We start from the raw sequence: 12,844 nt of genomic DNA on the forward strand, positions 1-12,844 counted from the left end.
AATTGATTATTTTTTTGATAAAAACTTATATAATAGTTCATTTTTTTAAAATATTTTATGTAAATTGTATATGTAAACATGAACATTTGAAATTTTATTAATTTCATTTATTTAATTTTTTATGATATTCTTTATTCAGTGCTTGGTTACTTTTAAAGCATTATATTTTTTTAATACGGAGGTTAAGTAATGAAAAAGCTTAATTGTAAACAATTAACTAAGAAATTAATATTCTTCTTTCTTGGTCTATGGATCATTCAAACAGGTGTTGCAATATTTATAGGAACTAAAATAGGATCTGATCCTTTCACAGTATTTACTCAAGGGATTGCCAATGTTTTAAATATAACTCCTGGTAGAGCAAATATGGTTATCACTTTTATATTTTTAGTTATAATATTACTTATTGAAAGACGTTATATAAATATAGGTACAGTTCTTTCAATGTTATCTGCTGGTGTGTTTATAGATTTAATGACTAACTGCTTTGCAGGTATCCATTTTGAAAACTTTAATATTATAGTTAAAATGCTTTTATTAGTTCTTAGCTGTGTAATAATTGCAATAGGTTTTTCATTACTTAAAGCTACAGAACTTGGTGTTTCTCCAAATGATGTAATACCGTTTTTAATATCAGACAAAACAAAAGGTCAATATCGTGTAATTCGTATATGCATGGATGTAACTTTCTTTGTTGTTGGATGGTTACTAGGTGGTGTAATTGGTGTAGGTACTATAATCGCTGCATTACTTCAAGGTCCTACAATTCAATTCTTTATGCCTAAATTAGAAAAGTTTGTTCATAGAGTTATCTATACTGATGAAGAATTAGAAGCTATGAATAATACAGCTAATTAATAAATTTAGACAAGCTTAAAGGGTGCTAAAGCACCCTTTTTTATTACTTTAAAATATTTTTTTATATTATACTTGCTATAATCCCTTGAATTAAACCTATAAAACCACCTAAGAAAAATCCTAATACTTCTATATGTTTTAATTCTTTTTTTGCAACATTTATTATTATTTTTTCTAATTCTAGAAGGTCTAATTCATTTATTTTTTCTTCTACTATTTTTTGTATGTCTATTCTTTCTTTTATCTTATTAAGGGCTTTTTCTTGAACATCTTCTAAAGCTCCATCTACTTCTTCGTTTATAATATTATCTAAAGGACCTTGTACCATCATTTTAAATGGTGCAGGTATAAAATTCATCTTTTCATCTACTAAGGCTTTTATTTTATCCTTTATATAGTTATTTAAATCTTCTTTATCATTTTCTTTTATAGATGAATTAATTAAATCATCTACTGATAATAATTCTTTTGAAATAACTTCACCAATATTTTTTGCTATTTCTTTTTTTCTTTTTGGTACAAGCCCTATTATTTCTAAATTTAATATTGGTATTTTAATTGGGTTTATTGGCCTAAACATTAATTTTATAGCTAAAACATTTGTTATCCATCCTATAACCCCACCAATTAAGGCCATTATAACTATTGTTAGCACAATATTCATATATATTTTCCTCCATATATTCAATATTAAAAAATGTGACACATAGTCATATTTTTTACTTTATATAGATTACAATATTTTTCTTAATTAGTCTACCAATAATCATACATTTATAAATCTATATTTTCTTTTATTATCCTAATAAATACCTTTGCTATGTACGGATCAAATTGCGTTCCACTGCATCTTTCTATTTCTCTTGTTGCCTGCAAATATGTTCTTTTCTTTTTATAAGGTCTATCAGAAGTCATTGCATCAAAAGAGTCTACTATAGTTAGTATTCTAGCTATATATGGTATTTCTTGCCCTTTTAGTCCATCTGGATATCCTGTTCCATCATACCTTTCATGATGATGCAATATTATAGGTTCAATATCTTTCAATTCTTTAATAGGTTTTATTATATCAACACCACCTTTAGGATGATTCTTTAATATCTCCCATTCCTCATTAGTAAGAGGTGTTGCTTTCATTAATATATCTTTTTCAACATTAATTTTACCTATATCATGAATATATGCAGAATAAATCAATATCATTTTTTCTTTTTTACTAAGCTTAAGCCTCTCTGCTAAAATTCTACTATAAAATACAACTCTTTCAGAATGGCCATAAGTGTATCTATCCTTAGCATTTATTAAACTTATCAGTTTCTTTGCTGATGCAAGTGCTTTTTCTTCTTCTTTATCCATATCATTTTTTAATTCTTCTAATACACTAGAATATCTTTCAACTCTATTTTTAAAAAGTTTAGCCCTATATAAGGCATCATCTGCACTTTTTATTAGTTCAACATCATCTGCTGATTTATCTGGGAAAACTGATACCCCTATTGATACTGTTAAATTTCTATTTGGTTGACTTTCTTGTCCATAAAAATATTCATTTTCTATATTTTTACGTATATTTTCTGCTATAACTACAGCCTCATCTTCACAAGTATTAGGTAAAATAATGGCAAATTCTTCACCTCCATACCTAGCAACAATATCATCATCTCTAATTGTTTCTTTTAATATATCTCCAACTTTTTTAAGTGCATCATCACCTTTTTGATGACCATGCAAATCATTATATTGCTTAAAATAATCTATATCAATAAATATCATAGAAACCTTAGTTTTTTGTTGTATAGCTTTATCTATCTCCATATTTAATACATTATGAAAATATCTATGATTGTATATTCCAGTAAGACCATCTTTATTTGCTAAAATTTTTAAGTCACTAATATGATTCGTTTCTATTTTTACATAAAATCCAAGTGGCCATGATGTTAATATAAATATAGATGATAATACTATGTCTTTTTCAAAGTATATATTCATAATTCCTTTAGGAGCACATAATAAATCCATAGATAAAATAATAATTGATGAAATTATCGAAACTACAATCCCATATTTCATTCCTGATTGAATTGTAGTTGTTGTTATTATAAATAAAAATAAAATCTTATACTCACTACCATAGCCCCCAGATGCTAATATAACTAAAGTAAACATTGTAACAAATACTAAAGTTTCTATTCTCCTCATAACAGTAGGCTTTTTAGTATATATATTATTTGATGTAGCAAATGAGCAAATCACAAATATAAGCAATAATATTACTATTAAAAAACTTATTCCAACTATACTATATTGAATATGTTTATAAAAATGGCATACCCTATCTTTTTCTATGTAAATATTACTTTTATCAAAAAAGCATTGTATTAAAACCATTCCAGTAAATACTACTGATACTAATTTAACTATTTGCACTATATCATCTATTTTTTTGTATTTATCACTTTCTATCTCTTTCATTTTAATCCTCAATTTTCATACTCAGTTATTAAAAAATTCGGATAAAAAGATCGGAAATTCCAATCTTTTTTATTCTTCCCTTAAACTTTTAGGTTCTTTAGGTTGATAAAAACTCCATAAGCAAGCCGATGTAGCTATTGCTCCAGCAAACATAGTTGCAATTGTTGCAATTCCCATCACTAATTTACCATTAATTTTTCTCATAATTATTCATCTCCAACATATACATATTTTTTCTATTAAAGATAAAGTCTAAATATCCTAATACTATATGACCTATCCTAGTTAAAGAAAATACTTGCCATACTACCCCTAGGTAAATACACATACAATATACAAGTTCTTTTTTTAATTTTAAATTTACATATGTAAATAATAAAAATATAACTATAAATAGATATACAGTTAAGATTATTATAGATTTTCTTTTTAATTCTTTTCTTCTTTTTATATTCTTTATAGGCTTATTAACGCTATCTACTGGCGCTAATTTATGTATTAGATAATATGAAATAATAAAAATTACAATTCCAAATATTAATGTCAAATCAAATGTAATCTGTACTCTTGATACGACCAAAGCTCCTATAATACATATTGCAGTACCTATAACCATACATGAATTAGGCGTGCTAGCATGTATGCCTCCTGAATACTTTCTTAAAATTCCTATAGACAAAGAAATTATTAGTGCTTCAATCATAACATTAAATAATGCTCCAAAAATTATTACTAAAAGTATTGATATAAAGATTTGCAACATTCCAAATATACCATATGCAATTACATCTCTTTTTTCATTATCACAATCGATTTCTTTTGCTATTTTTTCAGCCAATTTATCTGATAGATTTCCTACATTAAACATACTCAATCTCTTTTTTATTAGATTTTATTAATCTATATATTAATAATGTAATAAGGAATATAACTAAAGAAGGTAATCCATATAAAGTCTTTAATATAGGGTTATTAAATATTTCTTCCATTTTATTTGCATGGAATAATTGAAGAAATATAACGTTAAGTCCTTCACAAACAAACATCAAAATTGTTGTAAGTATTGAGTATTTTATAGACTTATTAACATCTATCTTGATTAATAAATTTTGAATACTAAAAAATATAATTATATTAAGCATAGTATGTATTCCATAGCTAATAGGTAGCATTCTTACTAAAAATGTAACAATTGCTAGAACAAAGCCTGATACTAAAAATCTTTTTACCTCAAACTTAACACCAGAAAAAATATATATAGCTAAAATAAATAATAATCCTTCCGGAATAGTTCTAAATAAAAATTCAAAACAAGATAGTTTTAACTCCATCGTATTCCCTCCAAAGCTGCTTTACAAACTAAAGATTTATTTATGCTTTTTATAACTCCAAATATTATTACAAAAACATAAAATCTTATAAATATGTCTCCAATACTTAAAATAGCATATCCTAAATCAAATATATCAGTTAAAAATTTTAAATTAGTATTTATACCACCAAGTACATGAACATCATTTGCTTTAATAAATGAATCTGACTTTACATATCCTGTAATATATGATAATCTAGGAAATGCTGGCATCATACCTCCATTTGCTTTTATAGCCAAATCATTTAAAAAACCGCCTATTACCATGCTTAAAGATCCTATAATAGCATTTTTATATTGATTGTACTTAAAAATAATAGGTAAATATGAGAAAATATATAATACCTCCATTATCTTTGTATATTTTAGAAATTTATAATTTCCATTAAATAAAGTTATACACATGATTACATTTAAAATTTCTAAAAATATAACAGGATATATTGTCCAATTTTTGAATAATGGCATTATCTTATACCCTTTTAATTTACAAATTATTAAAGCAATCAATATAGTCTCTAACATTTAAAAATCCTCATTTCTGTATACTTTATAATTCGTATATTTAATTATCTTTATTATACTATAATTTTTCATACTTTTTTATTTTTTGACATATTAATTTAACAATTTTATAATATATTAACAATATTAACAGATTATCTATTATTAAATTTATTTTTTATTCGTATTTTAACTTTATAAAAATAGCTGATTAAAAATCAGATATTTTTAATCAGCTATTTTTTTGCAACTTTCTCTTTCTATAAGTTTTACTGGTAAAACTATTTTTCTACTTATTTTTATATTCTTCTTTATTCTTTCAAGCAATATATCTACAGCGCTTTCTCCCATAAAATCTGTATAAACCTTAACTGTAGTAAGTGCAGGAGTTAAAAATTTTGCTGTAATAATATCATCAAAGCCAATAATACTTATATCTTCTGGTATGCTATATCCTTCTTCTACTATTGCTTTATATGCACCTATAGCCATAGGATCACTAGCAATGAAAACTGCTGTAGGTATCTTTTTATTAGCTAGCATTTTCTTCATTAGATCATATCCATCTTCTAAAGTAAAATTACCTTTATATACCCATTCATCTCTATAATTTCCTATACTTTGCATGAAAGTTTTATAAGTCTCTTCTCTATAATTTACAAGTTCTATACCATTAAGATCATTATGAGGAACTACTTTTGCACCTATATAACCAATATTTCTATGTCCTAATTCATATAAATATGACATTGCAGTATTAACTCCATAAGTAAAGTCAACTACTACTGAGTCAAATTCCCATACATTTGGTGATGAATCAACAAACACTATATTTTTTGTTATAGTTTTTAATACGTTTATTTCATCTTCTTTAAATATCCCAATAGCTATTATTCCATCTAACTTTTCATTGACACTATTATCTAAAATTTTATTTATATAAAGTGATTTAAAATCTATATTTTCTTCACTACATTTTTTCTCTATTGCCATTCTTATAGATAAAAAATATGGATCATTTAATTCTTTAAGTTCTACAAAACTTGTTATAATCCCTATTTTATATGACTTTTCTTTATTTTTTCTCTGCCTTATAGTAACATAATTCATTTCTTCAGCAATCTTAAGAACCTTTTTTCTAGTTTCTTCAGATACATTTAATGTTTTATCTAAATTTAATATTCTAGATATCGTTGAAATAGATACCCCTGCTTCTTTTGATATATCTTTAATTGTTGCCAAGTTTTTCACCTCTTTCCTAAATAAATATTATATAATAAATCCTTATTACTATCAAAATAAATAGGGTAATATTTATTAAATATTACCCTATTTTACAATTTATTTTATATCTACTTTTAATTTATCTATATATCTTTCCATTGCTTGTCTTCCATTTTCATCCCATTTAAAGACTCCACAATGTTCTAAAACCTTAGTAAATACTTGAGATACCTCATCATTTATTATTTGGTCTACATTTTCTTCATTTATTGAAGGATGCTTTTCTCTTATTTCATAGAACCAATCTAAGTGACTTTTCATCATTTCTTCATTTTCTATGATTCCATCATTTCTTAAAAGATTTTTCTTAATTACTTCTAATTCATCTTTTAATCTTGCTGGTAAAACTGCAAGTCCAAGCACTTCTATAAGTCCTATATTTTCTTTCTTTATATGATGAAGTTCTTCATGAGGATGGAATATACCATCTGGATATTTTTCAGAAGTTCTATTGTTTCTTAAAACAAGATCCAGAATATATTTTCCATCTTCAATTCTTGCAATTGGAGTAATTGTATTATGTGGAGTTTCATCAGTATAAGCTAAAACATCAACACTTTCATCACTATAATTTCTCCAATGTTTCAATATCTTATCAGCAAGAATACTTAAATCATTTCTATCATCACCTTTTAATCTTACTACTGTTAAAGGCCATTTAACTATTGATAGATCTATATTTTCATATGAAGGTATATTGAATTTATATACATCTTCTGCTTTATTCATAGCAAAAGTATAATTTCCACCTTGATAATGATCATGAGTAAGTATTGATCCACCAACTATAGGTAAATCTGCATTTGATCCAATAAAATAATGTGGGAACTTTTCTACAAATTCCAATATTCTATCAAAAGTATTCTTGCTAATAGACATTGGTACATGTTTTCCTGCAAAAACAATACAATGTTCATTGTAGTATGCATAAGGTGAATATTGCATATACCAATCCTCTGAAGAAAGCTTCATTGGAATAACTCTAAGATTTTGTCTTGCTGGATGATTAACTCTTCCTCTATACCCTACATTCTCCTTGCAAAGCAGGCATTTTGGATAATTTGATGATGGTAGATTTTTTGCTGCCGCTATTGCCTTTGGATCCTTTTCAGGTTTTGAAAGGTTGATTGTTATATCTAAATCTCCATAGTTTGTATTTGATTTCCAAACTATATTTTGAGCTATTCTATCAGTTCTTATATAATCACAAGCTTTGCTTATATTATGAAAATATTCTGTAGCAAGCTTTGGATTTTCATTATATCTTATTTTAAATTCTTTAGTTACATCTGATGGTCTTGGCATTAATATACCCATTATTTTTGTATCAAATAAATCTCTATATATTGGAGTATTTGATTCTAATATCCCATTTTTATAAGCATAATCTAATAAATTATTTAAAATAGGAGTAGGAGTATCTAAATTTTCATCTTCTATTGTAACTTCTTCAAATTCATCTAAGTTAAATAAACTTAAAAGTGAATTTCTTATAAATATTTTATCTTCATCTTCTATTAAGTTCTTCTTAATTCCATATTGAATTAATCTTTCAATATCTCTGTAAATACTCATAATATCCTCCTAAATTTCTCTAGTACCACTACCTATGTTAGCAATATAAAAATCAGCATCATAGCCTATTTTTTCTTTATATCCTTCGCTTACATTTTCTATAAATTCTTTAGCACAATCTCTCTTAACTAAAGATACTGTACATCCACCAAATCCTGCTCCTGTCATTCTTGCTCCAAGAGTTCCTTTTTGTTTAGATGCAAAATCAACTAGTGTATCTAATTCTATTCCAGTAACTTCATAATCATCTCTTAAAGAAGCGTGTGATGCATTCATAAGCTTTCCGAATGTTTCTAAATCATCATTTTCTAATGCTTCTTTTGCTTTAAGTGTTCTTATATTTTCATAAACAGCATGTTTTGCTCTTTTTCTTCTTGTTTCATCTTTTATTAATTCTTTATTTTCTTCAAATTCTTCTATACTAAGTTCACCTAATGCATTTATATCTAATTTAGTTTTAAGTTCTTCTAATGCAGTTTCACATTCACTTCTTCTTTCATTGTACTTTGAATCTGCAAGACCTCTTCTCTTATTTGTGTTTGCTATTATTAATACATTATCTTTTAAATCAATGTTTGAATAGCTATATTCTAATGTATTACAATCAAGTAATATAGCACTATTATCTTTTCCCATTCCTATAGCAAATTGGTCCATAATTCCGCAGTTAACACCAATGAATTTATTTTCTGCTTCTTGTGAATACTTAACTAAATCTACTCTATCTACATTTAATTCAAAAAGGCTGTCCATCATAACTGCTATAAGAAGTTCTAAAGATGCTGATGATGATAATCCTGCACCATTTGGAATATTTCCATCTATTGCAATATTAAATCCTTTATCTATCTTATGTCCTTTTTTCATTAAAACATCTATAACACCTTTTGCATAATTAGCCCAATCATGTTCTTTTTCATATTTTATATCGTCTAAATCAAATTCTATGATTCCTAAATCTTTAAAATTATTTGAGAACATTCTTACTTTTTTATCATCTCTTAATGATATAGCTCCATAAGTACCAAAACTTAATGCACATGGAAATACATTTCCGCCATTATAATCTGTATGTTCTCCAATTAAATTAACTCTTCCTGGTGAGAAGAATGTTCTTACGCCTTCTCTATCTCCAAAAACTTCATAAAATGTATTTAAAATTTGTTGCTTCATAAAAATACCTACCCTCATAAAAAATTTCTTGTTCTTTATGTTTATATAATATCACCTTTAGAAAACATTTTCAATAATTTTTACTTGCTTTTTACTAAAATTTTTACTCTTTTTTACTGAATTTTTTGTAACAAATTTTAATTTCATATTTATTAAATAGAGGAAAAAATAAAATACATAAAAAATAATGGTTAGAAAGTTAAATTATAAAACTTTCTAACCATTATTTTAAACATATAATATATTAAGCTTACTACATATTTAAAGCTACTTTTCCTTTTATATTCTTAGTATCTCCTTTATGATGTGGAGCTTTTACTGTTAATACTATTATAAGTGATATTATACAAAGTACTCCAATGACCATAAATGTTGGTTTAAATCCTCCAACTATATTTGCAATTATAGAACCTGAGAATGCTCCAAGACCAAATCCTTGATATATAACTCCATAATTTTTATTATGGTTTTTAAGTCCAAAGAAATCTCCTACTAAACTTGGGAATATAGTTATATTTCCTCCAAAACAGAATGCTATTGCTGCAACACAAGCAAAGAATATTCCAAAGTTTAAGTTAACAAATAATAAAACAAATACTGCAACAGCTGTTACTATAAAGTCAAATGCTAATACTTTTAAGTTTCCTACTTTATCTGATAATCCACCTAAAATTATTCTTCCAACTGTATTAAAAATTGCTACCATTGCAACTGCATTTGCTGCAACTTGTACATCTAAGTGTGCTAGACTAACACCAATATCTTTTACTATTCCGATTAAGTAAAGACCACTCATACAAGCTGAAAAGAAAACTATAAATAAAAGGTATGCTTCTTTAGTTTTAAGCATTTCTTTTACAGTGAAGTTATTATCTTCTACCTTTTGACCATTTGTTTTAGCTTGTTCAGCCACAGGGTTTAAAGGAGCTTGTTTTAATAATAATCCTCCGATAAATATAAGAACCATTCCTATTATTCCCCAATATTCAAAGGCTCCACTTACTCCAAATGCTTTTAAGAAAGCTTGATCTATATACTTAAATAAAAGACTACCTACTCCGTATGCTCCAACTGATATACCTGATATAAGTCCTTTCTTTTCTGGGAACCACTTAATACAGTTTGATAATGTCATCATATATGCTATACCATCTGCTATTCCAACCATAATTCCAGCAAAAATGTATAATAGAGCAAGTTTATTTGCAAATGATGTTAATATAAGTCCTACTCCAAATAAAATTCCGCAAAAACAAACTACTTTTTTAATTCCAAACTTTTCTTGAAGCTTTCCTGTAAATAAAGTTGAAATTGATAATGCTAAACTTGCAATTGAGAATGTAAGTGCTACTCTATTTAAGTTCCATCCAAATTTATTTACTAAAGGCTGATTAAATAAACTCCAAGAATATATTGTACCAAGCCCTAATTGAGCTATTACTGTACCTAATAATATAAGGCCTCTATTTTCTTTTGCTTTTCCCATATGCTTTTCTCTCCTTCCATTATAAATCTATAATATTTTTTAGTTGTTTTAAAAATTAAATTAGCAACTCGTTGATTTAATTATATATCTTTTAGATTTAAACGGTTTAAATTGTAAATTAGTTGCATTCATTTATACATCAAATACATTATTTTTTACATGAAATACATATAGATATATTTTTAAAATATATCTATATATTCATTAAGCTTCTAAAATCTTTTATATGGCTTCTACTAACTGGAATATTATCTTCAATATCTTTAAGTTTTAAATTATATGTATTATTAAACCAAGGAATTATTTCTTTTACTTTAGTTAAATTTACTATGTATGATCTATGTGTTTTAAAGAATATGTCTCTAGGTAAAGTTTCATAAAATTCCGATATAAGATTTTCTCTATATATAAGTTTAATTCTTGAATAAACATTTTTAAGTCCAATTTTATTTTTAGTGTCATTGCCATTGTATATATCATCAATTATATCTTGCCCTATTCCAACACCATCATCTTCTATTGAAATCATAACTTTTTCTTTAAGGTCTTTTACTACTATTTTAACAGTTCCTTTTCCTGCTTTTTTTAATATTCCATGAACTATTGCATTTTCTACTAAAGGTTGAATACTAAGACTTGGTATTTTTACATTTATATCATCAATATCATATAAAATATTAAGTCTATCTCCAAACCTTGCTTTTTCAATTTGAATATAATGCTCTACCTGCTTTAATTCTTCCTTTATATCAATAAATTCATCACTAAGTTCAATATTATATCTTAGATAGCTTGATAAATTTATTATAAGTTCTCTTGCTTTATTTGGATCAATTCTTATAAATGAAATTATTGAATTTAAAGAATTAAATAAAAAATGAGGATTTATTTGACTTTGAAGTGCTTTAAGTTCTGCTTTTGTTGCCATTTCTTTCATCTGTTCGTACTTAGAAAGTTCCATAAGCGTTGATATTATTTTAGATAATCCAATTCCTAAAGTTTCAATTGAATGACTTATCTTATTTTTGTTTATATAATATATTTTTAATGCCCCTATAACCTCCTTATTTTCTAAGAAAGGAATTATTATTGCAGATTTTAATTTATTCTTTTTATCACTCATACCATAATTTTTTATAACTATTTTACCAGTTCTTATAGCTTGCTTAGTTTCTTCTGTTAAAAATTCGCTTCCTATATTATGATTCTCAGATCCAACTCCAACATATGCTAGTATATATTTTTTATCTATAATTGAAACAGCATCTGCTTTTAGTTCTTCTTTTATAATTTTACATATTTGTGTTAATGAATCTCTATTTATATTTCTAAAATACGGAAGTGCCTTATTTGCTATATCTAAAGCAAGTTTTGCTTGTTTTGCTGCAATTTCTTCCCTTTCACTTTCTATACTTTGAATTAATATTACTATAAATCCTATACTTACTTGTCCTAATAACATAGGAAGTGCAATTTTAGATACAATATTTATTCCAACACTCCTTGGATTTGTAAGTACAAGTATCAATATCATTGTCAATGATTCACAAATAACACCACATATTATTCCAATAAACCACATATATCTCTTTTTGACTTTTCTATTTATTATTCCTGATACAAATCCAGCAATTATACTAGAAATCAAACATGGTATAGATGTTACCCCATTAACATCTATAAGAAATCTATGTAACCCTGAAATCAAACCAGTAGTTATTCCAACAAAAGGTCCAAAAAGTATACCAGCTGCAGTTATTGTTATTATTCTAATATTTACAATAGATCCATCAATAGTTATCCCTGTAAGTGTTTCAAATATAGCAAAAAATGAGAATATTATTGCAACTATTACATAATCTAGTTTATCGTAATTTTCTTTTTGAAGCACATTTTTAACGCCCTTTATCCGTGTCATAAAAAAAAGACACATCAAAAGCCAAGATACTCTTACTATTATTTGAGATGATATATCAAAAAATGTATCCATATTTTAAAATCCTCCTTTATAATTTTTTCTAACAAAGTAAATTATACTATTAAAAAGATTTTTATAAAACTTAAAAAAGATGCAAATAAAATTTGCATCTTTTTTTAAAATATTATTTATTATTTTG

Annotated in this window: 12 protein-coding genes; 1 reads left to right on the forward strand and 11 read right to left on the reverse strand. The window is 25.8% G+C overall.

Annotation, left to right across the window (positions count from 1 at the left end):
- The first annotated feature begins 189 nt into the window (after positions 1 to 189).
- Positions 190 to 858: a YczE/YyaS/YitT family protein gene (locus tag SPJ33_RS10010; protein WP_321117821.1), complete on the forward strand. Its 669-nt coding sequence runs from the start codon at positions 190 to 192 to the stop codon at positions 856 to 858.
- A 61-nt stretch (positions 859 to 919) separates the two neighbouring features.
- Here the strand turns inward: SPJ33_RS10010 and SPJ33_RS10015 are convergent, their stop codons facing one another.
- The 11 genes from SPJ33_RS10015 to SPJ33_RS10065 form a co-directional block, all read right to left on the reverse strand.
- Entirely contained in the window at positions 920 to 1,522 is a 603-nt protein-coding gene (locus tag SPJ33_RS10015) for a DUF445 domain-containing protein (RefSeq protein WP_321117822.1), read from the reverse strand.
- Between the two features lie 110 nt (positions 1,523 to 1,632).
- A complete protein-coding gene (locus SPJ33_RS10020) occupies positions 1,633 to 3,333 on the reverse strand; it encodes a diguanylate cyclase (RefSeq protein ID WP_321117823.1) in 1,701 nt (566 codons plus the stop codon).
- A 69-nt stretch (positions 3,334 to 3,402) separates the two neighbouring features.
- Positions 3,403 to 3,537: a cyclic lactone autoinducer peptide gene (locus SPJ33_RS10025; protein WP_321117824.1), complete on the reverse strand. Its 135-nt coding sequence runs from the start codon at positions 3,535 to 3,537 to the stop codon at positions 3,403 to 3,405.
- The gene (locus tag SPJ33_RS10030; protein WP_321117825.1) at positions 3,524 to 4,201 is read right to left on the reverse strand and encodes an accessory gene regulator B family protein; all 678 of its coding nucleotides are present in this window, start codon (positions 4,199 to 4,201) and stop codon (positions 3,524 to 3,526) included. Before SPJ33_RS10030 ends, SPJ33_RS10025 begins: the two co-directional genes overlap by 14 nt.
- Positions 4,194 to 4,664: a hypothetical protein gene (locus tag SPJ33_RS10035; RefSeq protein ID WP_321117826.1), complete on the reverse strand. Its 471-nt coding sequence runs from the start codon at positions 4,662 to 4,664 to the stop codon at positions 4,194 to 4,196. Before SPJ33_RS10035 ends, SPJ33_RS10030 begins: the two co-directional genes overlap by 8 nt.
- A complete protein-coding gene (locus SPJ33_RS10040; protein WP_321117827.1) occupies positions 4,655 to 5,230 on the reverse strand; it encodes a DUF5317 family protein in 576 nt (191 codons plus the stop codon). The genes SPJ33_RS10035 and SPJ33_RS10040 overlap by 10 nt, the downstream gene beginning before the upstream one ends.
- A 207-nt stretch (positions 5,231 to 5,437) precedes the next feature.
- Complete coding sequence (locus tag SPJ33_RS10045) at positions 5,438 to 6,451, reverse strand: LacI family DNA-binding transcriptional regulator (RefSeq protein ID WP_321117828.1); 1,014 nt, start codon at positions 6,449 to 6,451, stop codon at positions 5,438 to 5,440.
- Between the two features lie 99 nt (positions 6,452 to 6,550).
- Positions 6,551 to 8,068 (reverse strand): UDP-glucose--hexose-1-phosphate uridylyltransferase, encoded by a 1,518-nt coding sequence (gene galT / locus SPJ33_RS10050; protein ID WP_321117829.1) that lies wholly within the window; start codon positions 8,066 to 8,068, stop codon positions 6,551 to 6,553.
- A gap of 9 nt (positions 8,069 to 8,077) precedes the next feature.
- Positions 8,078 to 9,241 carry a galactokinase gene (locus SPJ33_RS10055; protein WP_321117830.1) on the reverse strand — a complete coding sequence of 388 codons (1,164 nt, stop codon included), beginning with the start codon at positions 9,239 to 9,241 and terminating at the stop codon, positions 8,078 to 8,080.
- A 253-nt stretch (positions 9,242 to 9,494) separates the two neighbouring features.
- Positions 9,495 to 10,727, reverse strand: a complete 1,233-nt coding sequence (locus SPJ33_RS10060) for an OFA family MFS transporter (RefSeq protein WP_321117831.1) — start codon at positions 10,725 to 10,727, stop codon at positions 9,495 to 9,497.
- A gap of 193 nt (positions 10,728 to 10,920) precedes the next feature.
- A complete protein-coding gene (locus tag SPJ33_RS10065) occupies positions 10,921 to 12,717 on the reverse strand; it encodes a LytS/YhcK type 5TM receptor domain-containing protein (RefSeq protein WP_321117832.1) in 1,797 nt (598 codons plus the stop codon).
- Positions 12,718 to 12,844 lie beyond the last annotated feature (127 nt).

It is taken from the genome of Clostridium sp. (genome assembly GCF_034179595.1).
Taxonomy (GTDB): domain Bacteria; phylum Bacillota; class Clostridia; order Clostridiales; family Clostridiaceae; genus Clostridium.

Coding starts and splice junctions, on each gene's coding strand:
- SPJ33_RS10025 (WP_321117824.1), bottom strand. CDS start 3,537: ATGAGAAAAATTAATGGTAAATTAGTGATGGGAATTGCAACAATTGCA.
- SPJ33_RS10020 (WP_321117823.1), bottom strand. CDS start 3,333: ATGAAAGAGATAGAAAGTGATAAATACAAAAAAATAGATGATATAGTG.
- SPJ33_RS10055 (WP_321117830.1), bottom strand. CDS start 9,241: ATGAAGCAACAAATTTTAAATACATTTTATGAAGTTTTTGGAGATAGA.
- SPJ33_RS10030 (WP_321117825.1), bottom strand. CDS start 4,201: ATGTTTAATGTAGGAAATCTATCAGATAAATTGGCTGAAAAAATAGCA.
- SPJ33_RS10035 (WP_321117826.1), bottom strand. CDS start 4,664: ATGGAGTTAAAACTATCTTGTTTTGAATTTTTATTTAGAACTATTCCG.
- SPJ33_RS10015 (WP_321117822.1), bottom strand. CDS start 1,522: ATGAATATTGTGCTAACAATAGTTATAATGGCCTTAATTGGTGGGGTT.
- galT (WP_321117829.1), bottom strand. CDS start 8,068: ATGAGTATTTACAGAGATATTGAAAGATTAATTCAATATGGAATTAAG.
- SPJ33_RS10060 (WP_321117831.1), bottom strand. CDS start 10,727: ATGGGAAAAGCAAAAGAAAATAGAGGCCTTATATTATTAGGTACAGTA.
- SPJ33_RS10065 (WP_321117832.1), bottom strand. CDS start 12,717: ATGGATACATTTTTTGATATATCATCTCAAATAATAGTAAGAGTATCT.
- SPJ33_RS10010 (WP_321117821.1), top strand. CDS start 190: ATGAAAAAGCTTAATTGTAAACAATTAACTAAGAAATTAATATTCTTC.
- SPJ33_RS10040 (WP_321117827.1), bottom strand. CDS start 5,230: ATGTTAGAGACTATATTGATTGCTTTAATAATTTGTAAATTAAAAGGG.